At 68.0% G+C, this 22428-nt stretch carries 24 protein-coding genes and 2 tRNA genes; 8 read left to right on the forward strand and 18 right to left on the reverse strand.

Annotated elements, in window-relative coordinates; all coding sequences use genetic code 11:
* Positions 1 to 52 precede the first annotated feature (52 nt).
* From AC3ANU_RS15685 to AC3ANU_RS15695, 3 genes are all read right to left on the reverse strand, one after another.
* Entirely contained in the window at positions 53 to 961 is a 909-nt protein-coding gene (locus tag AC3ANU_RS15685) for a DMT family transporter (RefSeq protein ID WP_018771647.1), read from the reverse strand.
* A complete protein-coding gene (locus tag AC3ANU_RS15690; RefSeq protein WP_018771646.1) occupies positions 961 to 1584 on the reverse strand; it encodes a CDP-alcohol phosphatidyltransferase family protein in 624 nt (207 codons plus the stop codon). The genes AC3ANU_RS15685 and AC3ANU_RS15690 overlap by 1 nt, the downstream gene beginning before the upstream one ends.
* A gap of 66 nt (positions 1585 to 1650) precedes the next feature.
* On the reverse strand, positions 1651 to 2502 hold the full coding sequence (locus AC3ANU_RS15695) for a phage holin family protein (protein WP_026266129.1): 852 nt from the start codon (positions 2500 to 2502) through the stop codon (positions 1651 to 1653).
* Positions 2503 to 2683: 181 nt separating this feature from the next.
* On the opposite strand from AC3ANU_RS15695, the gene AC3ANU_RS15700 reads away from it, so the two are divergent.
* The 3 genes from AC3ANU_RS15700 to AC3ANU_RS15710 all read left to right on the forward strand — a co-directional run bounded on the left by AC3ANU_RS15700 (position 2684) and on the right by AC3ANU_RS15710 (position 4689).
* Complete coding sequence (locus AC3ANU_RS15700) at positions 2684 to 3907, forward strand: multidrug effflux MFS transporter (protein WP_018771644.1); 1224 nt, start codon at positions 2684 to 2686, stop codon at positions 3905 to 3907.
* 84 nt (positions 3908 to 3991) lie between these two features.
* The gene (locus tag AC3ANU_RS15705; RefSeq protein WP_488314833.1) at positions 3992 to 4216 is read left to right on the forward strand and encodes a hypothetical protein; all 225 of its coding nucleotides are present in this window, start codon (positions 3992 to 3994) and stop codon (positions 4214 to 4216) included.
* A 65-nt stretch (positions 4217 to 4281) separates the two neighbouring features.
* Complete coding sequence (locus AC3ANU_RS15710) at positions 4282 to 4689, forward strand: hypothetical protein (RefSeq protein WP_018771642.1); 408 nt, start codon at positions 4282 to 4284, stop codon at positions 4687 to 4689.
* Positions 4690 to 4761: 72 nt separating this feature from the next.
* Here AC3ANU_RS15710 and AC3ANU_RS15715 read toward each other — a convergent pair.
* From AC3ANU_RS15715 to AC3ANU_RS15765, 11 genes are all read right to left on the reverse strand, one after another.
* Positions 4762 to 4834: transfer RNA gene (locus AC3ANU_RS15715), tRNA-Asn, on the reverse strand.
* Positions 4835 to 4958: 124 nt separating this feature from the next.
* Positions 4959 to 5031, reverse strand: a tRNA-Asn gene (locus AC3ANU_RS15720).
* 93 nt (positions 5032 to 5124) lie between these two features.
* Entirely contained in the window at positions 5125 to 7071 is a 1947-nt protein-coding gene (gene dnaG, locus AC3ANU_RS15725) for a DNA primase (RefSeq protein WP_018771641.1), read from the reverse strand.
* A gap of 28 nt (positions 7072 to 7099) precedes the next feature.
* Positions 7100 to 7360: a ferredoxin gene (locus AC3ANU_RS15730; protein WP_134164485.1), complete on the reverse strand. Its 261-nt coding sequence runs from the start codon at positions 7358 to 7360 to the stop codon at positions 7100 to 7102.
* Positions 7357 to 8679 carry an NADH-ubiquinone oxidoreductase-F iron-sulfur binding region domain-containing protein gene (locus tag AC3ANU_RS15735; protein ID WP_488314834.1) on the reverse strand — a complete coding sequence of 441 codons (1323 nt, stop codon included), beginning with the start codon at positions 8677 to 8679 and terminating at the stop codon, positions 7357 to 7359. The genes AC3ANU_RS15730 and AC3ANU_RS15735 overlap by 4 nt, the downstream gene beginning before the upstream one ends.
* Positions 8676 to 9233 (reverse strand): ferric reductase-like transmembrane domain-containing protein, encoded by a 558-nt coding sequence (locus AC3ANU_RS15740; protein ID WP_223994590.1) that lies wholly within the window; start codon positions 9231 to 9233, stop codon positions 8676 to 8678. Before AC3ANU_RS15740 ends, AC3ANU_RS15735 begins: the two co-directional genes overlap by 4 nt.
* Positions 9226 to 10380, reverse strand: a complete 1155-nt coding sequence (locus AC3ANU_RS15745) for an FAD:protein FMN transferase (RefSeq protein WP_488314835.1) — start codon at positions 10378 to 10380, stop codon at positions 9226 to 9228. Before AC3ANU_RS15745 ends, AC3ANU_RS15740 begins: the two co-directional genes overlap by 8 nt.
* A 1-nt stretch (position 10381) precedes the next feature.
* A complete protein-coding gene (locus AC3ANU_RS15750) occupies positions 10382 to 10750 on the reverse strand; it encodes a hypothetical protein (RefSeq protein WP_488314836.1) in 369 nt (122 codons plus the stop codon).
* Positions 10751 to 10868: 118 nt separating this feature from the next.
* On the reverse strand, positions 10869 to 12182 hold the full coding sequence (locus AC3ANU_RS15755) for a deoxyguanosinetriphosphate triphosphohydrolase (RefSeq protein WP_051081449.1): 1314 nt from the start codon (positions 12180 to 12182) through the stop codon (positions 10869 to 10871).
* Positions 12166 to 13344: a tRNA dihydrouridine synthase DusB gene (dusB, locus tag AC3ANU_RS15760; protein WP_018771634.1), complete on the reverse strand. Its 1179-nt coding sequence runs from the start codon at positions 13342 to 13344 to the stop codon at positions 12166 to 12168. Before dusB ends, AC3ANU_RS15755 begins: the two co-directional genes overlap by 17 nt.
* Positions 13345 to 13498: 154 nt before the next feature.
* Entirely contained in the window at positions 13499 to 14995 is a 1497-nt protein-coding gene (locus AC3ANU_RS15765) for a YibE/F family protein (protein ID WP_056390001.1), read from the reverse strand.
* A 42-nt stretch (positions 14996 to 15037) separates the two neighbouring features.
* On the opposite strand from AC3ANU_RS15765, the gene AC3ANU_RS15770 reads away from it, so the two are divergent.
* From AC3ANU_RS15770 to AC3ANU_RS15780, 3 genes are read left to right on the forward strand one after another with little or no spacing between them, the layout of a single operon-like run.
* Positions 15038 to 15256: a hypothetical protein gene (locus tag AC3ANU_RS15770; RefSeq protein WP_488314837.1), complete on the forward strand. Its 219-nt coding sequence runs from the start codon at positions 15038 to 15040 to the stop codon at positions 15254 to 15256.
* Positions 15208 to 15933, forward strand: coding sequence for an alpha/beta hydrolase (locus tag AC3ANU_RS15775; RefSeq protein ID WP_018771631.1), 726 nt, complete (start codon positions 15208 to 15210; stop codon positions 15931 to 15933). The genes AC3ANU_RS15770 and AC3ANU_RS15775 overlap by 49 nt, the downstream gene beginning before the upstream one ends.
* 10 nt (positions 15934 to 15943) lie before the next feature.
* Positions 15944 to 16801: a lysophospholipid acyltransferase family protein gene (locus tag AC3ANU_RS15780; protein ID WP_488314838.1), complete on the forward strand. Its 858-nt coding sequence runs from the start codon at positions 15944 to 15946 to the stop codon at positions 16799 to 16801.
* Between the two features lie 74 nt (positions 16802 to 16875).
* Here the strand turns inward: AC3ANU_RS15780 and AC3ANU_RS15785 are convergent, their stop codons facing one another.
* The 3 genes from AC3ANU_RS15785 to AC3ANU_RS15795 form a co-directional block, all read right to left on the reverse strand.
* The gene (locus AC3ANU_RS15785) at positions 16876 to 17916 is read right to left on the reverse strand and encodes a GNAT family N-acetyltransferase (protein WP_488314839.1); all 1041 of its coding nucleotides are present in this window, start codon (positions 17914 to 17916) and stop codon (positions 16876 to 16878) included.
* Positions 17917 to 17918: 2 nt separating this feature from the next.
* On the reverse strand, positions 17919 to 19304 hold the full coding sequence (locus AC3ANU_RS15790) for a glycine--tRNA ligase (protein ID WP_018771628.1): 1386 nt from the start codon (positions 19302 to 19304) through the stop codon (positions 17919 to 17921).
* A gap of 132 nt (positions 19305 to 19436) precedes the next feature.
* On the reverse strand, positions 19437 to 20435 hold the full coding sequence (locus AC3ANU_RS15795; protein ID WP_018771627.1) for a DMT family transporter: 999 nt from the start codon (positions 20433 to 20435) through the stop codon (positions 19437 to 19439).
* A gap of 32 nt (positions 20436 to 20467) precedes the next feature.
* Between AC3ANU_RS15795 and AC3ANU_RS15800 the strand changes: the two genes are divergently transcribed.
* A complete protein-coding gene (locus tag AC3ANU_RS15800; protein ID WP_488314840.1) occupies positions 20468 to 20701 on the forward strand; it encodes an RNA-binding S4 domain-containing protein in 234 nt (77 codons plus the stop codon).
* An 84-nt stretch (positions 20702 to 20785) separates the two neighbouring features.
* On the opposite strand, the gene AC3ANU_RS15805 is transcribed toward AC3ANU_RS15800, so the two are convergent.
* Positions 20786 to 21436 carry an alpha/beta hydrolase gene (locus tag AC3ANU_RS15805; RefSeq protein ID WP_056390009.1) on the reverse strand — a complete coding sequence of 217 codons (651 nt, stop codon included), beginning with the start codon at positions 21434 to 21436 and terminating at the stop codon, positions 20786 to 20788.
* Between the two features lie 78 nt (positions 21437 to 21514).
* Between AC3ANU_RS15805 and AC3ANU_RS15810 the strand changes: the two genes are divergently transcribed.
* Complete coding sequence (locus tag AC3ANU_RS15810) at positions 21515 to 22384, forward strand: SGNH/GDSL hydrolase family protein (protein WP_134164491.1); 870 nt, start codon at positions 21515 to 21517, stop codon at positions 22382 to 22384.
* Positions 22385 to 22428 lie beyond the last annotated feature (44 nt).

The raw sequence follows: 22428 nt of genomic DNA on the forward strand, positions 1-22428 counted from the left end.
CGGCGCAGTTGGCCCGCGGCCTCGTGGGATTGCTTGGAATTGCTGGAATGGGCTAGTGGGACGGCCTGCCGGCGGCCTTCCGAGCGTCCTTCTTGCGCTTGGTGACCTCCGGGTGGTGCCGGGAAAGGGCGATAACCCCAACGATAGCAAGGCAGGCGGCCGTTCCCATCGCAATCGCCATGACGGCATGGACGTCGGGACGCAGCTCACCCAGGATGATGATGCCGATCGCGATGCCCACCATGGGGTCGACAACCGTGAGGCCGGCAATCACCAGGTCCGGCGGACCGGTGGAGTAAGCGCTCTGCACGAACCAGGACCCCAGGCCGCCGGCCGCGACGATGGCCACCACCGAGTACCACTGCACGTTCAGCAGGAACAGGCCGTTGGGGTCCAGGAGGTGCTTGCCGATGATCCTGGTCAGGACCGCGACGAAGCCGAACAGGATACCGGCGCCGAGGATGTAGACGAACGCGTTCATGCGGTGCTTGAACATCACGGCCAGCGTGCCGAACAGGCCCACCGCCAGGGCGAGCAGCAGCACGATGGTGAGTTCGTCCGCCAGGCTGACGTGGTGGCTCTCCTGGGTGACGTTGACCGCCAGGAGGACAAAGAGCGCCGAGCCGGTGACGCATGCGGCGATGGACACGGTGGTGGCACGGTTGATGGTCAGGTCCTGGTCCCGGGCGTTGACCACGGTGGTGATCACCAGGGCGATGGCGCCGATGGGCTGGACCACGGTGAGCGGCGCGGAGACCAGGGCCACCGCGTTCATGGCCATTCCGGTGCAGAGCAGCAGGAGCCCGAACATCCACCGGGGGTTGCGCAGGAGGCGCAGGAACCCGTTGGAACTCAGGGCGAGGCCGCCGGTGTCGGCTTTGACAGCGCTGCCCTGGCGCTGGGCGCCCAAGGCCAGGCAGAAGGCGCCCAGCACCGCCAGGCCGACGGCAACCCACACCATCAGCCGTTCCCGCCGTCGTGCTGTTTCAGTTCCCTGCCCTTTCGCAGGATGGCCCAGAAGTAGTTGTAGGCGGCCACCCAGTGGCCAACCAGGCCAAGGCCCAGCACCACCCAGGCGGCGATGAAGAGTTGGCCGGCGAAGCCGGTGTCCAGGCGGGAGAGGACCAGCAGCGGCGTTCCCAGGAGCAGCAGCCCGGTCCGAACCTTGCCCACCACGCTGACAGGAAGATCCGGGTGCCCGCGGAAAAGGGAGAGCGTCAGGACCAGCAGGACGGCGTCGGGGACTACCAGCGCGGCCAGGTACAGCCAATGCACGACGCCGGCAATCACCAGGGTGAACGCTACGGCGAGCAGGGCCAGCCGGTCGGCGATCGGGTCAAGGACCCTGCCGAGCTTGGAGGCCTGGTCGAAGCGGCGGGCAATGTAGCCGTCGATCCAGTCCGTTCCGGCCATGATTGCCAGGACGACCACGCCGGCTCCATATTCCTTTTGGGCCAGGACGAGCCACATGAAGAGCGGAACGCCCATGAACCGCACCACGGTGAGCAGGTTGGGGATGGTGAGTACGAGGTCGTGGTCCACCTGCGGACGGCCGGGGCGGGCACCTGCACCAATGAACTTCACCCGTCCCCCTCTCCTTCCTGCGCCGCGTGGCGGTCTTTCGGTCATGAGTTGTTGAGCGGAAACGGCCTAGTTGGAGCGGAGCAGCTTTCGGAGGAGGACCACCAGGACGGTTCCGGCTGCCACGAAAGCTGCCAGAGGCTTCCACCGCGTGGACAGGTCCGCGGATCCGGACAACGCCGCGAACCTCTGCCCCGCGGCCTCCACACCGCGCTGCGCCAGCACCTGGCTCTCGCGGGCTTTGACCTGGGCGGCGGCCAGCACGTAGCGGGCCTGCGTCTTGAGGTCCAGCTCCACGCCGAGTTCGTCACGGACCTCGGTGATGTGGTGGCGCCGCTGGCTGAGCCGGCGGACAAGCTCGGGCTCGGATGCGTGCGGGAATTCCTTGTCGTGCTCGGCGGCCTTTGCCGCCTTCTCGGCCTTGGCCTTGGCAGCTGCTTCAGCCTTGGCGGCCTTCGCAGCCTTGCCCTCCGGGCTTTCAGGATCCAGCACAGCCGGGTTGAAGGCGGACCCTTCGCGGGCCACGCCGATATCGTGCCTGATGCCGCGGATGGTTTCCTCCGGCATCAGCGGCATGGCCTTCTTGAACCTCGCGAGGCCAACCAGTCCGCCAATGAGGGCCACCAGCAGGAAAGCGGCGGACACCAGGAGGGCTGCCAACCAGGCGGGCATGATGGTGGCCAGTCCCATGATGGCTGCGACAATCAGGCCCACCACCAGGAAGGCAAGGAACAGGAGCGCCACGGCGAAGAAGGCCGCAGCCACGCCGACCTGGATTCCCTTGCGCTTGAGTTCGATCTTGGCGAATGCGATCTCGTCATTGAGCTGGCGGGGCGCCAACCGGAATAGGAGTCTTGCCGTCCCGGGCAGCGCAGTGATACGCAATCCGGGGCTGGTACGCCCGCTGTGACGTCCGCTCATCGGTTCCGCCTTACTGGTCTCATGGGTCACATACTGCTTCCGTCTACTGCGGAAATGTGCAGCCGCACAGTCCACGCCACCCAAACTACCATTCAGGTTCAGGGCGAACTTGGGGGCTTGCCGGGCGGCGCGGCCTACAACGCTGCAAAAACTGCCGTGGCCGGGCCTAGGATTGTTCTCCGTGACCAATCCCCCCAATCCGGGCGACCTGCTGAGCCGCCGCCGCAAGCTGCTGTACATCCTCCTCCTGGGCGCCCTCACGGCCCTCGGCCCGTTCACCATCGACCTGTACCTGCCGGCCTTTCCCGCGCTGGAGGCAAGCCTGGGGGTGACCGAGGCGCAGGTCCAGCTCACCCTGGCCGGGACAACGGTCGGTTTTGCGTTTGGTCAGCTGGTGGTGGGTCCCTTCAGTGACAGGTTCGGCCGGCGGACCCCGCTGATCCTGGCCACGGCAGTGCACATTGCGGCCTCCCTGGGTGCTGCCCTGTCCACGGACATCGCCACCTTGGGAGTCTTCCGTGTGCTCATGGGGGTCGGCGCGGCCGGGGGCGGCGTGGTGGCCATGGCCATGGTGCGTGACCTGTTCTCCGGCTATGCCATGGTGCGGATGTTCTCCCGGATGTCCCTGGTCAACGGGCTGGCACCCATCCTGGCCCCCGTCATCGGCTCACAGTTGCTCCTGGTGATGCCGTGGCCCGGCATCTTTGTGTTCCTGGCGGTATACGGGACGTTGGTGATCGTGGCCGCCCTCCTCCTGGTGCGCGAGACCCTTCCGCCGGAGAAGCGGGGCCAGAGCGGCATGACGGCCCGGCAGCGCTACAAGGCACTCTTCAGCGACCGGATCTTCGTGGGGCTGCTGATGGTGGCCGGCTTCAACTTCGGCGGCCTCTTCACCTACCTCTCCGCCTCCCCCTTCCTGTTCCAGGAAGTGTTCGGATTCTCTGCCCAGCAGTACGGGCTGCTGTTCGGCATCAATTCCCTGGGCATCGTGGCCGGCGTGCAGACCAGTGCCCGGCTGATCAGGATCGTCCCGCCGCAATGGATCCTGGCAGGGGCCACCGCCTGGATGTTCCTGATGGGCCTGCTGATCGTGGTGTTCGACCGGGCGGGCCTTGGGCTGTGGGGCGTGATGGTCCCGCTGTGGTTCTACATCCTGGGCACGGGCTTCATGTTCCCCTGCGTGCAGGTGCTGGCGCTGGCGGGCCATGCGGCCCAGGCCGGGACTGCGGCATCGCTGCTGGGTGCGGCCACGTTCCTCATGGCAGGACTGATTTCGCCCGTTGTGGGCTGGCTGGGCATCACCAGCGCCGCGCCGATGGGTGCGGTGCAGGCCTCCTGCATCCTGCTGGCCATCGCCGCCCTTTGGCTGGTGGTCCGGCCGCGCACCGTACCTTCAATCCACTGAGTGCCTTCAATCCACTGAGCCCCTTCGATCCACTGAGCCCCGTCAATCCACTCCACGTTCCAGCCGTCCTGTGAAAGGCAGCCCATGAGCAGCAAACCGCACCGCAACGGCAGGGGACTTTTCCTCGGGGCGGTGCTTGGCGCCGTCGTGGGCTATTTCGCCGGCCGCGCCCTTGGCAACCCTGCCATCGGCATCGTCCTCGGGATGCTGCCAGGCGCCGCTCTCCTCTACCGCGTGAACCCTGGACCGGGGAAGGGTGGACCAGGGAAGGACGGACCAGGGAAGCGCGGGCGCAGGAACCGCCGCTGACCGACATGCCGCACTGCAGCGGCTTTCCCTGCCCCTGCGGCTGCCTGCAGGGATAAAATAATCCCGTGTCCAGCTGGCAGAACCAACCGCCACTTCCGGCCACATGGCAACGGTGCGACGCCCGAATCCTGCCACTGTGGTGGGAGCGGCTGTGCGCGCAGGCGGGCCAGCAGTCGGCGGCACTGTACGCGGCCGGGCTGTTCACCGAAGACCGGCGCCGGCCCATCGCCCAATGGTTCAACCCCGCCTTCAATGCAGCCCTGCTGGTGGCGCCGGAGACCTCGCCGGAATGGCCCGTGCAGCGGTTCGGCATCTTCTACGCCCCGCCGGACGCCGGTTTTGTCAGGATCCACTCCGCTCCGCACGAATGGAACCCCCGCGAGCCCCGGAAGTCACCTACCGAGAAGGAGGCCTTCGAGGCAGCAATTGCCGAGGCCGAAAGATTCCTGCAAGTGGAAATGGACTTCGTCTAGCCCGGCTTCCCGCCCCGCGGAAAGAAAAAATCCCCGTTCCTCCGAGTGGAGGAACGGGGATTTTTCGTAGCGCTCCTCCTGCTGGACTTGAACCAGCAACCCTTCGATTAACAGTCGAATGCTCTGCCAATTGAGCTAAGGAGGAATGAAGCAGGTATGACATTAGCAAAGGATTCCGGCCCAAGGGAAATCGGCGGTTTCACGGGCCCACACGCCCCATATGGGAGACAAAAAATCCCCGTTCCGGAGGCCGGAACGGGGATTGGAAGCTCCTCCTGCTGGACTTGAACCAGCAACCCTTCGATTAACAGTCGAATGCTCTGCCAATTGAGCTAAGGAGGAATGAAGCGGGTATTAGCCTAGCAAACACCTGCGGCGGAAACGAAATCGGGCGGCCGGTGACCTCTGCCACGCCCGCCCACCCCAGGCTCCCGCCTACGTCTCCGCGCGCAGTGCCCTGCGTTCCATCTCCAGCATCATCAGTTCACGGTTGAGCCGCTGGTAGGTTTCCGGATCCGTTGCGGCGTCCAGGCGCTGCAGCTGGCCCATCTTGTCCGCCTTGACGCGGGTGATCTGGAGTTCGAAAAGCCGGGACAGGATGTCGCGGCAGTACTTCAGCACGGCTTCCTCCGTGTGGGCAGGCAGCGGCACCACGGCAAGCTCCGAGACGAGCGGGCGGAGGGGCTCGGGAACCTCGTGCATGACGTGCTCCACCCAGCGCACGGGATCGCCCACAAGCCCGGGGCCGGTGGCGCGCATGGCGTCATGGACGGCCTGGAAGGCGGGGGTGGCAAACCTGGCGGCGGCGAACCGCTCCCAAACCCCACCGGCCAGCAGCGACGGCTGCTGCAGCGCCACTTCCAGCGCCTGCCGTTCCATGGACGCCACGGGGTCCCGCGGGTCGGGGCGGTGGTAGGAGGGCACAGCGCCCGACGACGGCCCGGCAGCCACGCCGGGCCCGCCGGCCTGGGAGGTGGCGGAGTTGGCAGTGGCCGGGTGGGCAGCCCCTCCCCCCTGCTGTTGGCCGGGTGCGGCGGGGCGCCCCGTGTCTCCGCGCTTTACGGCCGCATTGACCAGGCGCAGGACCTCGTTGGGGTCCGGCATGCCCAGCCAGCCGGTCAGCGCCTGGCAGTAGCCGGTGCGGGTGGAGGCGTCGCGGATGGCCGCCACCACGGGCACGGATGCCTTCAGGCCCTGCACGCGGCCCTCGACGGTGTCCAGGTTGAACTGCTTCAGCGTGGTGCGGATGGCGAACTCGAACAGCGGCCGCCGGGACTGGATCAGGGCGTGCACGGCTTCATCGCCCCGGCTGAGCCGGAGGTCGCAGGGGTCGGCACCCGTGGGTTCCACGGCCACGTAGGTCTGCGCGGTGAACCGCTGGTCCTCCTCGAAGGCCCGGAGGGCCGCCTTCTGGCCGGCGGCGTCGCCGTCGAAGGTGAACACCACCTCTCCCCCGGTGCCGTCGTCTGACAACAGCCGGCGGGCTATCTTGATGTGCTCGGTGCCGAACGCGGTGCCACACGTGGCCACCGCCGTCGTAATTCCCGCCAGGTGGCAGGCCATCACGTCGGTGTAGCCCTCCACCACCACCAGCTGGCGGTCCTTGGCGATGCTGCGCTTGGCGAGGTCGATGCCGTACAGGACCTGTGACTTCTTGTAGAGGGTGGTTTCCGGGGTGTTCAGGTACTTGGGGCCCTGATCGTCCTCGTAGAGCTTGCGCGCGCCGAAGCCGATGGTGTCGCCGGCCATGTCCTTGATGGGCCAGATGAGGCGGCCACGGAAACGGTCGTAAATTCCCCGGTTGCCCTCGCTGAACATCCCGGTGAGCTTGAGCTCGGCATCGGTGAAACCGCGGCCGCGGAGATGCTTCAGGAGGGCATCCCACCCTTGCGGGGCGTACCCGCAGCCAAAGTGTTCCGCCGCTGCCCTGTCAAAGCCCCGGCCAAACAGGAAATTCCTGGCCTCGGCGGCGCCGGGGGTGAGCAGCTGGGCGCGGAAGAACTCGTCCGCGATCTTGTGCGCGTCCAGGAGCCGCTGGCGGCGGCCCACCTCCTCGCGGTTGGGCCCGGTCCCGCCGTCCTCGTAGCGGAGCTCGTAGCCGATCCGGGCGGCAAGCTTTTCCACGGCTTCCTGGAAGGAACTGTGGTCCTGCTTTTGCACGAAGGCAATGACGTCACCGTCCTCGCCGCAGCCGAAGCAGTGGTAGCGGCCTACCTGGGGACGGACGGTGAAGGACGGCGAGCGCTCGTCGTGGAAGGGGCACAGACCCTTGAAGGTTCCCAGCCCGGCACCCTTGAGCGTGACGTAGCCGTCCACCACTTCCTTGATGTCCGTGCGCTGGCGTACTTCGTCGATATCTTCACGTTTGATCAGCCCAGCCACACAGCAATCTTAGTGTCAGGCCTGGCCCCTACCGGCCAGGCACCCTCTGGTCCGGTTGCTGCGGCGTCCGCCCGTGCAGGCTCAGTGCCAGTTTGGGGCAGAGGAAGACGGCCTCCTGGGCGGCTTCCCGGTCGGCTTCCCGCAGGGGCACGTCCGTGCGTTCGCGGCCCGCCTTGCCGCGGGCCACGGGATACCCCCAGTCGTCCCGGTCCAGCACGCCGGGAAGAAGTTCGGTGCACAGGCCCCGGCCGTCACAGCTGGTCCAGTCGATGTGCAGGTACGTCGTCATGCCGCTGCGCCTCCCGGACCCGTGCAGTATCCGGAAAGGTGGGCCCGGAAGTCCGGGGCAAACACCTCAAGGGCGCTGCTGACCAGTCCGGTGGTTCCCTCCGGATGCCGGCATGCGCCGCGGCCGGAAACCAGCCGCCCCAGGCGGTCCAGCTCGGAGGCCAAGCGGGGATTGCGTTCCCCTCCGCCAATCCTGTTCAGGACGGATGCCATGGCCGGCAGGCCGAACATGCATGGCCCGCATTGCCGGGCGGACTGGTTGGCCAGGTAGCTGACAATCCGGGCCGTCGCCTGGATGCCGCAGTCCTGCAGGTCCAGGGCATGGATCACTCCTGCACCCGGCCGGGCGGTCCGGTCCGGCGGTCCCGCGGGCGAGATGGCGTGTGCCCCGGGACGTACCCACCGGCCGTGGTAGCCGCCCACCAGGACGGCGGACAAGGAGGCAGGATCCATCCCCGCTTCCTTCAGGACCGCGGAAAGTTGCACGCCGCCGGGCACCTCCAGCACCACATCCCGGACCGGGGCGGGGCCGGACACGGACACCAGCCGGGTGCCGGGATCCGTTGCGGTGCCGGCCTGGCGGAACCACTGCGCCCCGTAGCGTGCGATCAGGGCAACCTGGGCCAGGGTTTCGACATTGGCCACCAGGGTGGGGCGGCCGTTGAGTCCCGACTCGCTGAGGCGCCCGCGCTGGTGCGTGGGCACGGCGGCACCGTTGGCAATCATGTTGACCACCGCGCTCGACTCCCCGGAGATGAACGTTTCGGGCGACTCCACCAGGCGGATCTTCGCGGCCCCCGGGCGCTCTTTGAGCGCCTGCCGCATGCGGGGCAGGCTGGCCGCCGGCGCGTAGACGTACATGCCGGCGCCGCCCAGGGCAGCGGCCAGGACCAACAGTCCGTCGATGACGAGATGGGGCGCATGGGCCAGGAGCGTCCGATCCTTGAAGCTGAGCGGTTCGCCTTCGGCGCCGTTGGCGATCACCACAGGCTTGGCGGAAAACAAACCCTTCCTGCCCTGGCCGGCGGCCGCCGTGGCCTTGCGCCAGGTTTCGAAGGCGGCCCCACCCCGGCCAGTCAGTCCGGCCACCGCCAGCGCCTTCAGCAGGCCGCCCGCGGCAGGCTGCGGCTCCCAGGGCCCGAAGGTTTCCAGGTGCTGGGCCCACCCTGCGTCGGGGCCTGCGGCCAGGAGGCGCGGCTCCTGGTGGCTGCTGTCCCGGGATGCCGGCCGGTGACCGCTGTTGTGGGGGTCATCGTGGCCCTTCCGGGACACCGTCGGCTGGATCCCGGAGGCCACCTGGGGGTGCATGTCACGGCTCACGGGAGGTTTCCTTGCCTGGCATGCGAGGTCTCGAGGAAGGACGGGCTCAGCCGCCACAGCAGGGCCGCGGCAACAGCCACCGCGGACGCCACAGCCAGCAGGAGGAACCAGCCGCTTGAGGCGTCGGTGCCGTTGCCGAGGGCGTGCGCCATTGCCACCGGCCACACGCCGTAGCTGAGCCAGTGGACGGCCTTGAAGCTGCGCAGCCCGATCCGGTGGCGCAGCAGCCCCGTCACCACCACAGCCAGGACAAGGTCCAGGGCCACCGTCCCCAGCCCCTGCCAGAACGGCTGGAAAGAACCAAGGAACGGCACCACGATGTCCACCGGGTTCAATTTTGCGTAGGAGTCAAGAAGCAGGGAGCCCACGTGCAGCCCCAGGAAGACCGTGGCGAGCAGGGAGATGTTCCGGTGCAGGAGGCTGATGGAAAACCGGGGCAGCACCATGAACGGCCGGCCGGACCGGTTCAGGATCCCCAGCAGTACGGAGCCGGTGAACAGGGCAAGGGACACAAACCCACTGACGCGGCCAAAGGCCCACATCGCTTCATCCATGGCGGACACCCCCACCGGCCGTGAAGCTTCCAGCGCTGGTGCCTGCAGCGTTTGCGGCAGGGTGGCAGCCACCGGCCGGCCAGCCACCGGTGGTTGTCACCCTGCCTCTGCTGTCCACGAGCCGGGCCGGGATCCCTTCGGCCCGGAACCATTCCAGGGCCGCGAAGCCGCGGACTATGGCAGCAGTACTGAACGCGTTGGCTTGCAGGCAGGTAAGGGCCGCCACGGTCACCGAACGCCAAACTGTTTCGGCCGGGAGGCCAAAGCGGGGGTCAAGGATGTGGTGGACGGTCGTCCCTTCGTGCGTCCAGCGGCGCTTTTGGGTACTGGACGTAGCCAGGGCATATCCCGGCGCCAAAGAGATTTGTTGGGCTGGGTCTGCGGGAAGGTCCTGAACCAGGATCTGCCACTGGCCCGGCTTCCCTTCCACCGTGGGTCCCGGCCCTGCGGACGCAAGGTCGCCGCCCAGGCCCACGAGGACCCCGCAGCCCAGCTTCCGGTGCACCTCGGCGGCGGCAAGATCCGCGGCGACAGCCTTGGCTGACGCGCCCAGGTCGAGGCGCAGGTCAGCCGGTACGGTCAGCTTGGCCGAATCGAGTGTTACCCGGGACCATCCCGGGAGCCTGGGAGCAGGGTCGGGCGGCAACGGGACGTGCGGCGACGGCGCGGGCAGCGCCGGCACCGGCACGCTGTGCAGCCCGGGCCGGCCCTGCATCTCCGGGCCGTGGCCCAGGGCTGCCAGGTCTGCCCCGAGCGTGGGATCCACATCGCCGCCGGTCATCTCCGCCACGTCCAGGGCGCGTTCCAGGAGCAGCCGGAACAGTGGGCTTACGCTGACGCCCGACGCCATTCGCGGCTGGAGCCGCACCAGTTCAGAATCGCCGCGGAAACGGCTGCAGGCGAGGTCGACGGCGGCCACCACGCCGCGGACAATGGCTTCCGCCGCGGCAAGCCTGCCGGGATCGGTAACGGTCACGGATGCGTCCAACTGCCAGACTGTCCAGCTGGATTGCGCTGTGCTTTCCGGAGTTGCTGTGGCTTCCGGAGTTGCAGTGGCTTCCGGAGTTATGGTGTCGACGGAGGCTGCTGCGCCGCCGGTGGTGGTGGAACCAGCAACCCCGGTACCGGAAACATCTACGCTGTCCACGTCAGGACCCCGAGGACCTGCCATGGACGGTGGCGCCGTTCCCGGGCTGGACCGGACTGGTGCTGCCGTTATTGCCATAGCTCTTGGAGCGGCGCGTGCTGTTGTCTTTGCGGGTTCCGTAGCCGTCGCCGTCAGAGCGGGAAGAACCGGATTTGGGCGTGCTCCCCTGGGTGCTCTTGTCCTGCGTGCTCTTGTCCTGGGTGGTCTTGTCCTGGGTGCTGCTGTCCTGGGTGTGGGTGGTCCTGGCTATCACGGACGGCGTTGCAGCATAGACGGCAGCCGCCGCCACGCCGGCAGCGGCGAAACTGCCAACGCCCACGGCCGCGGTAATCCCGGTGGCGAGGCGCTTGCCCCTGCTGCGAGTACTCATGACCTGCTCCCGATCCTAGCGGCCCGTCTTTCCTCCCATGGTGCGCTTCATTCCTGTGTAGATCCTTTAAGGAAGCTGTTGATCCGGCCGATGTCCAGGGGCGGTCTTCACGGGCGGTTCACCAGAGCGAGGGCAGGCTCCCCACCAAACGCTCGTACATGGCCAGGGCGGACCCGTCGGTGAGGGACGCCACCTGGTCGATGATCACGCGAAGGCGGGCGCCGTCGTCGTCCGCCGCCCGCCAGTCCGCCGCGAACATCGGCTCCAGATGCCGGTCCCCCGTGGCGCTGAGGGCTGTCACCAGGGCGTGCAGCACCTCGCGCTGGCGCTCATAGATGGGCTGCCGGTGTTCGGTGGTCATCACGAAGGTGGTGGCAAGGCCCTTCATCACCGCGATTTCCATGACGGTCTCGTCCGGGACCATGAGTTCGGCGTTGTAGCGCGTGAGGTTCTCCGGCCCGTAAACGGCCCGGGTGGTTTCCAGGGCGCTCTGGCAGAACCTGCCGATCAGCTGGCTGGTCATGTTCTTCAGGGCAGCCATGGACTTGCGGCTTCCATCCGCCTCGCGGACCCAGACGTCGGTGGCTTCGAGCCGTCCCAGGGCGGCGTCGATGGCGGCGGGGTCGTTGTGCGGGAGATACCACTGCTTGGCGTACCCCACCACCCGGGCGCGGTGGTCCGGGTTGTCCATCCAGCGCAGCTGGAAGTGGCCGGCAACGATCGCGTCCTCCACGTCGTGCACCGAGTAGGAGATGTCGTCGGCCAGGTCCATCACCTGGGCTTCCAGGCAGGTCCGGCGTTCCGGGGCGCCCTCGCGGATCCAGTTGAAGATGGGCAGGTCGTCCTCGTACGCGCCGAACTTGCTGGTGCGCTGGCCGTGGATCACCGGCGCTTCCAGCGCGGACCACGGGTATTTCGACGCCGCGTCAAGGCTGGCGCGGGTGAGGTTCAGTCCGGCAGGCCGGCCGTCAGCAGTGAGCACCTTGGGTTCGAGCCGGGTGAGCAGGCGGAGGGTCTGGGCGTTGCCCTCGAAACCGCCGATGGCATGGGCCACCTCGTTCAGCGCCGATTCGCCGTTGTGGCCGAAGGGCGGGTGGCCCAGGTCGTGGCTGAGGCAGGCGGTGTCCACCACGTCCGGATCGCAGCCCAGGGCACGGCCCAGTTCGCGGCCTACCTGCGCCACTTCCAGGCTGTGCGTGAGGCGGGTGCGGACAAAGTCGTCGGTGTCCGGTGCCACCACCTGGGTTTTGGCGCCCAGCCTGCGCAGGGCCGAGGAATGCAGCACCCGGGCGCGGTCCCGCTCAAAGTCGGACCGGTAGGTGCTCTTCGGCGGCTCCTCAAACCAGCGGGCAGAATCGTGCGTGTCGTACCCGGGAAGCGCCAGGGCGGCGGTGGGGGTTCCTGCCGTCGGTGTTTCAGCCACCGGAAACATCCAGTTCTGCGGCGGAAATATCCCGGGACTGATCATCGTTCAGGGCCCGGGAGTCCAGCCAGTCCTTGGGCAGGGCAGGCCTCTTGGGTGAGCCGGCGCGGCCGCGCGGGCCCTCGGCGTCCACCCCCGGATAGGGCGAATCCAGATCCAGCTCGGCCAGGGTGTCCCGGAGCACCTCCAGGCTGGTGACCAGGGCCAGCCGGGTGCGCAGTTCCCCGCCCACCACGTAGCCCTTGAAGTACCAGGCGATGTGCTTGCGGATCTCGCGCAGCGCCTTCCCTTCATCGCCGAAGGTTTCCACCATCAGTTCTGCATGCCGGTAGACGCCCTCTGCCACCTGCCGCAGGTTGGGCCGGTGGCGGACGTCGCTGCCTTCGAAAGCGGCCTGCAGGTCGCCGAAGAGCCACGGCCGGCCCTGGCAGCCGCGGCCCACGACTACGCCGTCCACGCCGGTTTCGCGGACCATCCGGACGGCGTCCTCCGCGGACCAGATATCGCCGTTGCCCAGCACCGGGATGTCGGGCAGGGCCTCACGGAGCCGGGCGATGGCGGACCAGTCGGCCTTGCCTGAGTAGAACTGGGCGGCGGTGCGCCCGTGGAGGGCGACGGCGGCAACGCCGGAATCGCGGGCGATGCGGCCGGCGTCGAGGTACGTCAGGTGGTCATCGTCGATGCCTTTGCGCATCTTGATGGTCAGTGGAACGTTGCCTTTGGAGGCTTCCCTGACGGCGGTCTGCACGATCGAGGTGAAAAGGTCGGTCTTCCAGGGCAGGGCGGAGCCGCCGCCGCGCCGGGTCACCTTGGGAACGGGGCAGCCAAAGTTGAGGTCGATGTGGTCCGCCCTGTCTTCCTCCACCAGCATCCGGACGGCGGCGCCGACGGTGACGGGGTCCACGCCGTACAGCTGGACGGACCGGACCTTTTCGTCCTCGTCATGCGAGATGATGCGGAGGGATTCGGGTGTCCGCTCCACCAGCGCGCGGGAGGTGACCATCTCCGCCACGTACATGCCGCCGCCGTACTCACGGCAGAGCCTGCGGAAGGCGGAGTTGGTGATGCCGGCCATCGGGGCCAGGATCACCGGGGTGTCAACCGTGATGGGTCCCAGCTTCAGGGGCGGGAGTTCCAGCTTGGGGGCGGGGGGAGTTGCTGCAACAGTCACCTGTCCATTGTTGCAAAGCCGGGCAAATCGGCCATTCCCGCCAGTGCCAGTGGCCCGTCGCAGGTTTTGGGCAACCGGATTTCCAGGCTGGCCGACGCCCAGCAGCACGCGGCAGCAAAGCAGCCCGCTGAAAGGCCGTCCGTCGTAAGGCTGTTCAGCCGCGGTCGGCCCGGCGGCCCCGCCGGGTGGCGGGTTCGTGCACTTGTTCGTTCACTTGTTCGTGCGGGGGTTCGACGGCGGCGCGCCGGCTGCGCTGCTCGAGCGCGGCAGCGGCGAGCGCCCCGGTGTCCGCAACGCCGTCCGCGGGGCTGTGCCCGCCGTCGTTCTTTCCGTCTCCTGCTGCAATGTCCTGCGCCTCAGTGTCCTGTGACCCGGCAACCGCAGGAGCGGCGTCCGCGGCCCTGATGCCGGTTGCCTTGACTACGAGCACGGCGATCAGGGTGGTGACGGGGATGGCCAGGACCAGCCCGATCGATCCCACAAGGGTCCGGATGACTTCCTCGGACAGTTCGGCGCTGGTGAGGGTGTCCAGCAGCGGCCGGTCGTAGAGCATGACGATGATGAGGATGGGCAGTGCGGCGCCGGCGTAGGCGAAGGCGATGGTGTACACGGTGGAGGCGATGTGGTCGCGGCCGATCCGCATGGCGGAGGTGAACAGCTTCCGCGCACTGCTGGCCGGTGCCAGTTCGTAGAGCTCCCACACCGCGGAGGACTGGGTGATGGTGACGTCGTTGAGGACACCCAGGCCGGAGATGATGAGTCCGCAAAGGATCACCCCCGAGATGGAGATGTTGGCCGAGGTGTTCACCAGAGTGGCGGCGTCGTGGCTGCCCACTCCGGCAAGGTTGGCGGCGTCGGTGGCCCAGGCTGCCAGCAGCGCGGTGATGGCCAGGCCGAAGATGGTGCCCAGGAGTGCGGTGGATGTGCGCGCGGAGAATCCGTGCGCGAAATACAGCACCCCGATCATGATCACGGTGGAACCCACCAGGGCCAGCAGCAGCGGCGGTTTGCCTTCCACCAGGCCTGGAAGCAGGAAGTTGGCCAGCACGAAATAGGCGCCCACCAGCCCGATCAGGGCCCGGAGGCCGCGCCACCTGGCGACCGCGATGACCACCGCGGCGTAGAGCACGGCGAGCAGGACAATCGGCAGCGTGCGGACGAAGTCCACGAAGATGTAGGCCGGTGAGCCCTGCGAGCCCGTGGCGCCCTGGACCTTGGAGAGATTCAGGTACCGGATCTGGTCCCCGGGCTTGACCCCGTGCGAGGAGGCCACATCCGGGTTGATGACCACCTTCACCGGGCTGCCGCCCTTGTCCGGCTCCGTGAAGGCGAAGGTGCAGTCCGAGCCCTGTCCCGGCGGCTGCTGTGTGGTGCCCTGTTGGCCCGTGCCCTGTTGACCTGTCCCCTGTTGGCTGGTGCCCTGTTGACCCGTCCCCTGCTGGCTGGTGCCCTGCATGCAGTTTTCGGTCACCACGTTCTGGATGGTGCCCGTATCGAAGGTCACCCCGGGGGCTGTGGAGTACGGGTTGGCGAGCGAGACACCTTCCCTGCTGCCCGACGGCCACAATGCGGCCATCCCGGCCAGGGTCAGCAGCGCCAGCGGAATGAGCACCGCGGCAAGGATACGGTTCGCCTTGCTGCGGGCAGCCATCGCCTGGGGCGTCGGCTCCGAATGATCCAAGGAAGCATGGGAGTGACCGGCGCCCATCAGCAGTACAACCTCATGGTTGAACTCTACGTGGGCCGCCTTAGGGTTTATAAATGGACCATCGGGATGGGGAGGAACCAGGTATGGGCAACCGTGGTACGCGTGGGCCAGGCGTTCAAGGGGCAGGAGTTCAAGGCGAAGGTGACGCCGGCGGGGTGCAGGCCGGGCAGGCGCCGGTGGTTCCCGGCCACCAGCCTGTACTGAGCGTCCTTGAAGCATCCGGCGACACCAAGGGCGTGGTCCTGGTCCTGCACGGCGGCAAGGCCCACAGCCGCGATCCGGTGGAGGCCCGGCACCTGAGCCCGGCCAGGATGGTCCCCTTCGCCAGGCACCTGCACCGCGCCGGCCGGAAACACGGGCTGGCCGTCTGGTCACTGCGCAACAGCGTCCGCGGCTGGAACGGGCCTGACATGTCGCCGTTGCAGGATGCCCGCTGGGCGCTGGGGAAGATTTCCGAACGCCACCCCGACGTTCCGGTCTTCCTGCTGGGCCACTCCATGGGCGGCCTGACAGCCGTGTGCGCAGCGGACCACGCCCAGGTTGAGGCCGTTGTGGCGCTTGCCCCGTGGCTGAGCCCGCAGACTCCCGCAGCCAGTGTCGCCGGAAGGAAAGTCCTGATCATCCACGGCACCACCGACCACATGACCAGCCCCTCCCAGTCCCTTGCCTTCGCCCGCCGGGCCTCGGCCGACGCCGCGAGCATGCAGTACGTGGCCCTCAAAGGCGTGGGGCACTTCATGCTCCGTAAGATCCGGGTGTGGCAGACACTCGCCACCGGGTTCGTCATCAAGTCCTTTGCCGAGAGCACGGGCGCCGCAGTCCGGCCGTCGCCTGCCTTCACCCGGCTGCTGCCGGACTCATCCGCCCAGGTCACCCTCTAGGCAGTTTCCCATGCCCTGGCGTCCACCAACCAACGACCGCTTCTACCGGCTGATCGTCCGGACCGGGCAGTTCCTGCGCTGGGCGCTGCGGCTGGACATCCACGCAACCGGCCTGGAACACCTGCCCGAAAAGGAACCCACAAGGGGAGCCTCCCGGGAGGTTGTCCCCGGCAAGGGAGCGGTGTTCGCCGTCACGCATTTCGGCTACCTGGACTTTGCGGTGCTGGAGCTGCTCCTGTGGCGGCACGCCCGTGCCCAGCTGCGGTTCCTGGTCCACCAGGGCGCGGCAGACCATTGGCTTGCCGGCCCCGCCATCAGCGCCAGCGGCCACGTGGTGGTGGGATATACGGACCGTTCGGACGCCTATGACGCCGCGGTGGCCAAGCTGCGCGACGGCGAGTACCTTGCCGTGTTCCCGGAAGCGGGGGTCAGCCGCAGTTTTACCGTGCGCGAGTGCCGCACTGGGGCTGTCCGGATGGCTGCGGAGGCCGGCATCCCGGTGATTCCGGTGTCCGTCTGGGGCGCCCACCGGGTGTTGACCCGCGGCCACGGCTTTTCCCTGCGCCGCAGCTGGCGGGCGCCGGTACGGGTGCACGTGGCCGAACCGGCGGTCTATCCGCCTGACGTTGACGTTGAAGCGGCCACGGAAGCACTGCGCCGGACACTGCAGTCAGGGATCGACCAGTGCATCGCCGGGTTTCCCCTCCGACCGGAATCCGGCGCGTGGTGGATGCCCGCGCACCTGGACGGCAGCGCGCCGACCGACGCCGTGCGGCAACTCCTGGACGCAGCCGACGCCGCCGCGGGCCGCCGTCGGGCTCCCCGCCGAAGGCAGGCCCCGCAACGGACAGCCCGCTCCCCCAAGTGACCCGCACTTGTCCGTTCGCAAGCACCGTGTGCGGGCGGTTGGTGCGGGCCGCCTGGGGGCAGGCAGGCAGTTCCTTAGTCCGAGACCACCAGGGTTTCAGACCCCGCCAACCGTGCCTTGCCGCTTTCCAGCAGGGGCTCGACGGCGGCGCGCAGGGCGGCCATGGAGTCGTCCAGTTCCAGCATGACCGGGTGCTGGTACGCGATCAGGGCAAGCATGTCCCGGACCGCCTCCGCGGCATCGTCGGCGTCCAGCGAAGGCTCGTGCCCCACGAACACGTCGGTGGGCGTCTCGGACCCCCTGCTCGCGGCCACTTCCGGATGGGGTGCGGCGTCGGGGTCTGCCGGCGCCGCGTAGCTTACGGCGAAGGCACGGATGCGGCCCTTTTTGCTCGGCACAACACCGGCCCCGAACGCGGACTCCGGCTGCGCCCGCAGGACGATGGCTCCGTGGGCCCCGGTGAGCTCGTCCAGGAACAGCTTCTGCACCTGCCCCACGGACAGGACGCCGGGCGAGTCCCACCCGTGGATGGAGGTGTAGTACCGGCCCACCACGTCGGTCAGCTCCACGGAGCCGGTGGCCAGGTCCATCACCACGTCCGAGCCGGCGTTCCCGCCACTGGCCGCGCCGCCGTCGTCCTTGGCGGGGAACACCGGAAGCCGCAGGGCGCCCGGCTCCACCACCACAAGGCGGGAACGCTGGATGGGTGCCAGCCCAAACGCCTCGGCAAAGGCCGCCCCCGCGGTGCCGGGCTCCACCTTGGCGCGCAGCCTGGTGACCCCCGACGGCGCGTGTTCGGCCTCGCGCCGCAGCATGGTCAGGAGGCTCGCCCCGATGCCCGCGCGGCGGTGGTCGCGGGCCACCTCGATGTAGCACCAGAGGCGTTCCGGGTGCAGGGAGGCCTCATAGACGACGCCGGCCGCCACCGGAATGCTCACGCCGTCAATGACGTCCTCTGCCACGACGCAGCGGCGCCACGGGGAGCCGTCCCTCCCGTTGGAGGACACGGCCAGGGCCCCGCGGAACTGGCGGGCCTGGGCGGTATCCGGGTCGCCCCAGATTTCCAGGAGCGCCAGGTCGTCGCCGTCCCGCCATTCGCGGTATTCGATGGCCATGCTCAGGCCCCGATCAGCCGTGCCGCCAGGTAGCCCTCCACCTTGTCCAGGGAGACCCGCTCCTGGCTCATGGTGTCCCGCTCGCGGATGGTGACGGCCTGGTCCTCCAGCGTGTCAAAGTCCACGGTGATGCAGAACGGGGTGCCGATCTCGTCCTGGCGGCGGTAGCGGCGGCCGATGGCGCCGGCGTCGTCGAAGTCGATGTTCCAGTTCTTCCGCAGCTGCGCGCCGAGGTCCTTGGCCTTCGGGGACAGGTCCTCGTTGCGGCTCAGCGGCAGCACGGCGGCCTTGACCGGGGCCAGGCGCGGGTCCAGCTTCAGGACGGTGCGCACGTCCACGCCGCCCTTGGCGTTGGGGGCCTCGTCCTCGGTGTAGGCGTCCACCAGGAAGGCCATGAAGGAGCGCGTGAGCCCGGCCGCAGGCTCGATCACGTACGGGGTGTAGCGCTCGTTGGTTGCCTGGTTGAAGTAGCTCAGGTCCTGGCCGGAGGCCTTCGAGTGCGTGGTGAGGTCGAAGTCGGTGCGGTTGGCGATGCCTTCGAGTTCGCCCCATTCCGAGCCCTGGAAGCCAAAGCGGTATTCGATGTCCGTGGTGCCCTTGGAGTAGTGGCTCAGCTTCTCTTTCGGGTGCTCGAAGAAGCGCAGGTTTTCCTCGCGGATGCCCAGGCCGGTGTACCAGGCCATGCGCTCCTTCATCCAGTACTGGTGCCATTCCTCATCGGTGCCGGGCTCGACGAAGAACTCCATTTCCATCTGTTCGAATTCACGGGTGCGGAAGATGAAGTTGCCGGGCGTGATCTCGTTGCGGAAGGACTTGCCGATCTGGCCGATGCCGAACGGGGGCTTCTTCCGGGAGGTGGTGAGGACGTTGTTGAAGTTCACGAAGATGCCCTGGGCGGTTTCCGGGCGGAGGTAGTGCAGGCCTTCCTCGCTGGCCACGGGGCCCAGGTAGGTCTTGAGCAGGCCGGAGAACTCCTGCGGTTCGGTCCACTGGCCGCGGGTGCCGCAGTTGGCGCAGGCAATGTCCTTCAGGCCGTTCTCGGCCGGCCGGCCCTTCTTTTCCTCGTATTCTTCCTCGAGGTGGTCGGCGCGGTAGCGCTTGTGGCAGGAGAGGCATTCCACCAGGGGGTCGGAGAAGACCTCTACGTGGCCGGAGGCTTCCCATACCTGGCGGGGCAGGATGACGGATGAGTCCAGACCCACCACGTCTTCGCGGCCGCGGACCATGGACTGCCACCACTGGCGCTTGATGTTTTCCTTCAGCTCCGCGCCCAGGGGGCCGTAGTCCCAGGCCGAGCGCGAGCCGCCGTAGATCTCACCGGCCTGGAACACGAAGCCCCTCCGCTTGGAGAGGGAAATGACCTGGTCGAGGACGGACTTTGCTGCCATGGGGTAACTCCAATTTCTACAGGGCCGCTGGGTGCGGTCCGCGGGTTGTCAGGCCCCGGCCGCCGTATGCCTGGAGGCACAGTGGGCAGGGTGCCGGGGCGAATGAAGGAAGATCGTTGAAAAGCTCGTGTCCTAGCGTACCGGCCGCTGCCTGCGGAGCGCGCCCCGCGGCCACGGCAGAGTTGCCAGGATGATCGCGGCGAGGGTCAGCAGGGTCCCGAGGACGGTGGCCGGGGCGACGACGGTGCCCGGGGCGGGCAGCGCCAGGTCCAGGGCCAGCGAGCCGAGCAGCTGGCCGGCAATCATGCCCAGCCCGGTGACCAGTACGCCAAGGCTGCGGACCAGGAGGGCGCCGAGCCCAATGAAGACGCAGCCCATGGGACCGCCCAGGTAGTACCACCATTCGGACGGCAGCGGGTTGGCTGGGCCGGCCACCGCCAGCTTCACCGCCAGCGCTGTCCAGAGCACGATGCAGCCGGCCACGAAGTTGACCAGGGTGGCCGCGATCGGCGTGCCGTAGTGGACGGTGGCGGTGCCGTTCATGGCCTGCTGGAAGCTCATCAGGAAGCCAGCCGCCACGGGCAGCAGGATGGGAAGCAGCAGGGAGGACGGACCACCGTCGGTTCCGCCGGCCTCCGCGCCGCTGAACCGGGGCGAAACCGCCCAGGCGACGGCGGCGATAGTGAGGACGCAGCCAATGATGCGGATGCCGGTGACGGATTTCTTCCCGGCCGGCCCGATTCCCAGGCGGTCCACCAGCAGGCCGCTCACGGTCTGCCCGGTGACCGTGGCCACGGTGAAGAGTGCCACGCCCAGGATGCCCACCGTGAACGACTGGGCAAAAACGAACAGCGCGCCGATGGCACCGGCCACCACGTAGATACGTGGAAAGGCGCGTTTGCGGACCGCGGGAAGGATGCCGGCCAGCCCCGCCCGCCCGCGCGGCAGGACCAGCGAAATCACGATCATGACCAGCAGGCCTGTGCTGAAACTCACGGCCGCCGCGGCGATGCCGTCACCGAGGCGGGCGCCCAGGGCCCCGTTGATGCGCCCCTGGACTGGGATGGCAAGGCCGGAACCCACGGCCAGGGGCAGGCCTGCGAGCACCGGCAGGCGGGAAGGGGAGGTCATTGAATCCACCTTAGTTCAGGCATTATTGCTCTATGAGCAACCCCATTGACGACGTCCCCATCCGCGACAGCATGATCCGGCTGGGCCAGCTGCTGAAGCTCGCCAACCTCGTGGAGGACGGCGTGGAGGCGGCGGAGCTCATCAAGAACGGGCTGGTCAAGGTCAACGGCGAAATCGACGACCGCCGCGGCCGCCAGCTGCACAACGGCGACGTTGTCACGGTGAACGGACAGCGTGTCCGGGTAGTGGCGCCCGAAACGGACTGACGCAACGCAGGCGCACTGCCCGGCGGAGGACGTGCAGGCCGCGTGACGTGACGTCCGCCGGGACTGCCGGCCGCCGTGGTACGCCTACTTGTTCAGCACCTCGTGCGTGAGGAACTCCCCCACGTGCCCGATCTCCTGCTGGTTGATCCCGTGCCACATGCCCGTGTAGAGCACCTTGGTGAGCTTGACGTGCTTGCGGACCCAGCCCATGGTGTACTCGATCTTGTCCTGGGTGATCACCGGATCCTGCTGGTCCCGGCCCCAGAACATGGGCACGGTGCCGTCCAGTTCATCGTCCCTGAACGAAGGGTCGCCGGCTGCGTCCACCACGAAACCGGACAGTCCGACGACGGCAGCGAAGTCCGTGGGCCGCTGCCGCAGGAGCGTGGTTGCCATGGCCATGCCCATGGAGAAGCCGAGCAGGGTCACCGACGGATGCCCCACCCGGATGGTGTCGATCCACTCCAGTACGTACGCCGAGGCCTTCTTGACCCGCTCCAGCGAGTACTCGATGGAGGCCGTGAGCGGGAACCAGGTGTAGCCGGGGCCCGTGGCGATCGGCGCACGCACGGACGCGACGGCGAAGTCCCCGGGCAGCAGGTCGGCCAGGCTGAGCAGGTCCCGCTCATTGGCGCCGTAGCCGTGGAGGAGCACCAGCAGCGGCTTGCCGTCGCGCTGGTCCTCCGGATGGGACCACAGGACAACGGGGGCAGGAAATACTTCGGCGTCAGTCATGGTTTCCATTCATATCAGTTACCCACAAGTAACAACCTACGTTCGCGTAGGCAGTGAAGCGGAAGGCAGGATAGGACCGTGACTGACTCAAGTGACATCAAGGCCCCGTCCGCGCACCCGGGATCCCACCCGTGGACCCGTTACGTGGCGATGGGCGATTCCTTCACCGAGGGCATCGGCGACCCCGAACCCGCGAGCCCCGGCGGCCACCGCGGCTGGGCCGACAGGGTGGCCGAGGAGCTGGGCAGGACCCAGCCTGACTTCGCCTACGCCAACCTGGCCGTCCGCGGCCGCCTGCTGCAGCAGATCGTTGACCAGCAGCTGGCGCCTGCCCTGGAGCTGAAGCCGGACCTGGTCACCCTGTCGGCGGGCGGCAACGACCTCATCCGCCCGGGCGGCGACCCGGACGTGCTGGCCGAAAAGCTCGATTCCGTGGTCCAGATCCTGTCCCTGGGTGGTGCCACGGTGGTCCTGTTCAACGGACCCGACACCGGCTCGTCAGTGCTCGGCAGGATCCGCAGCAAGGTGGCCATCTACAACGAGAACCTGCGGACGGTGGCAACGCGGCACGACGCCATCATCGCGGACATGTGGTCGCTGCGGCAGTTGAGCGATCCGCAGATGTGGGACCAGGACCGGCTGCACTTCTCCCCGCTGGGGCACCACACCATAGCGGCCATGGTGCTGGACGCGCTCAACGTTGAGCATTCCCTGGAGCCGCTGCAGCCCAAGCCCCTGCCGCCCCGGACCTGGCGCGAGGCCAGGAGCGGGGACCTGGTGTGGGCGCGCGAATACTTCGTGCCGTGGGTGCTGCGGCGGCTGCGCCGCCAGTCCTCCGGGGACGGCATCACGGCAAAGCGGCCGACGCCGGGCCCCGTCTTCGGTCCGGGCGTTCCCTTGGGTGCGGGTGAGGGCCCGTTGGGAACGTCGGAGCCCAGCCGCCGGTAAGGCCGCCCGGGGTTAGGCTGGAAGGACAACACTCGAGAGGCGCG

Source organism: Arthrobacter sp. SDR-2R (assembly GCF_057747955.1).

Coding starts and splice junctions, on each gene's coding strand:
- AC3ANU_RS15795 (WP_018771627.1), bottom strand. CDS start 20,435: ATGACCTCCCCTTCCCGCCTGCCGGTGCTCGCAGGCCTGCCCCTGGCC.
- AC3ANU_RS15685 (WP_018771647.1), bottom strand. CDS start 961: ATGGTGTGGGTTGCCGTCGGCCTGGCGGTGCTGGGCGCCTTCTGCCTG.
- AC3ANU_RS15730 (WP_134164485.1), bottom strand. CDS start 7,360: ATGACGACGTACCTGCACATCGACTGGACCAGCTGTGACGGCCGGGGC.
- AC3ANU_RS15805 (WP_056390009.1), bottom strand. CDS start 21,436: ATGACTGACGCCGAAGTATTTCCTGCCCCCGTTGTCCTGTGGTCCCAT.
- AC3ANU_RS15755 (WP_051081449.1), bottom strand. CDS start 12,182: ATGTTTCCGGTGGCTGAAACACCGACGGCAGGAACCCCCACCGCCGCC.
- AC3ANU_RS15780 (WP_488314838.1), top strand. CDS start 15,944: ATGCCCTGGCGTCCACCAACCAACGACCGCTTCTACCGGCTGATCGTC.
- AC3ANU_RS15800 (WP_488314840.1), top strand. CDS start 20,468: ATGAGCAACCCCATTGACGACGTCCCCATCCGCGACAGCATGATCCGG.
- AC3ANU_RS15785 (WP_488314839.1), bottom strand. CDS start 17,916: ATGGCCATCGAATACCGCGAATGGCGGGACGGCGACGACCTGGCGCTC.
- AC3ANU_RS15765 (WP_056390001.1), bottom strand. CDS start 14,995: ATGGCTGCCCGCAGCAAGGCGAACCGTATCCTTGCCGCGGTGCTCATT.
- AC3ANU_RS15705 (WP_488314833.1), top strand. CDS start 3,992: ATGAGCAGCAAACCGCACCGCAACGGCAGGGGACTTTTCCTCGGGGCG.
- AC3ANU_RS15740 (WP_223994590.1), bottom strand. CDS start 9,233: ATGGATGAAGCGATGTGGGCCTTTGGCCGCGTCAGTGGGTTTGTGTCC.
- AC3ANU_RS15695 (WP_026266129.1), bottom strand. CDS start 2,502: ATGAGCGGACGTCACAGCGGGCGTACCAGCCCCGGATTGCGTATCACT.
- AC3ANU_RS15750 (WP_488314836.1), bottom strand. CDS start 10,750: ATGAGTACTCGCAGCAGGGGCAAGCGCCTCGCCACCGGGATTACCGCG.
- AC3ANU_RS15790 (WP_018771628.1), bottom strand. CDS start 19,304: ATGGCAGCAAAGTCCGTCCTCGACCAGGTCATTTCCCTCTCCAAGCGG.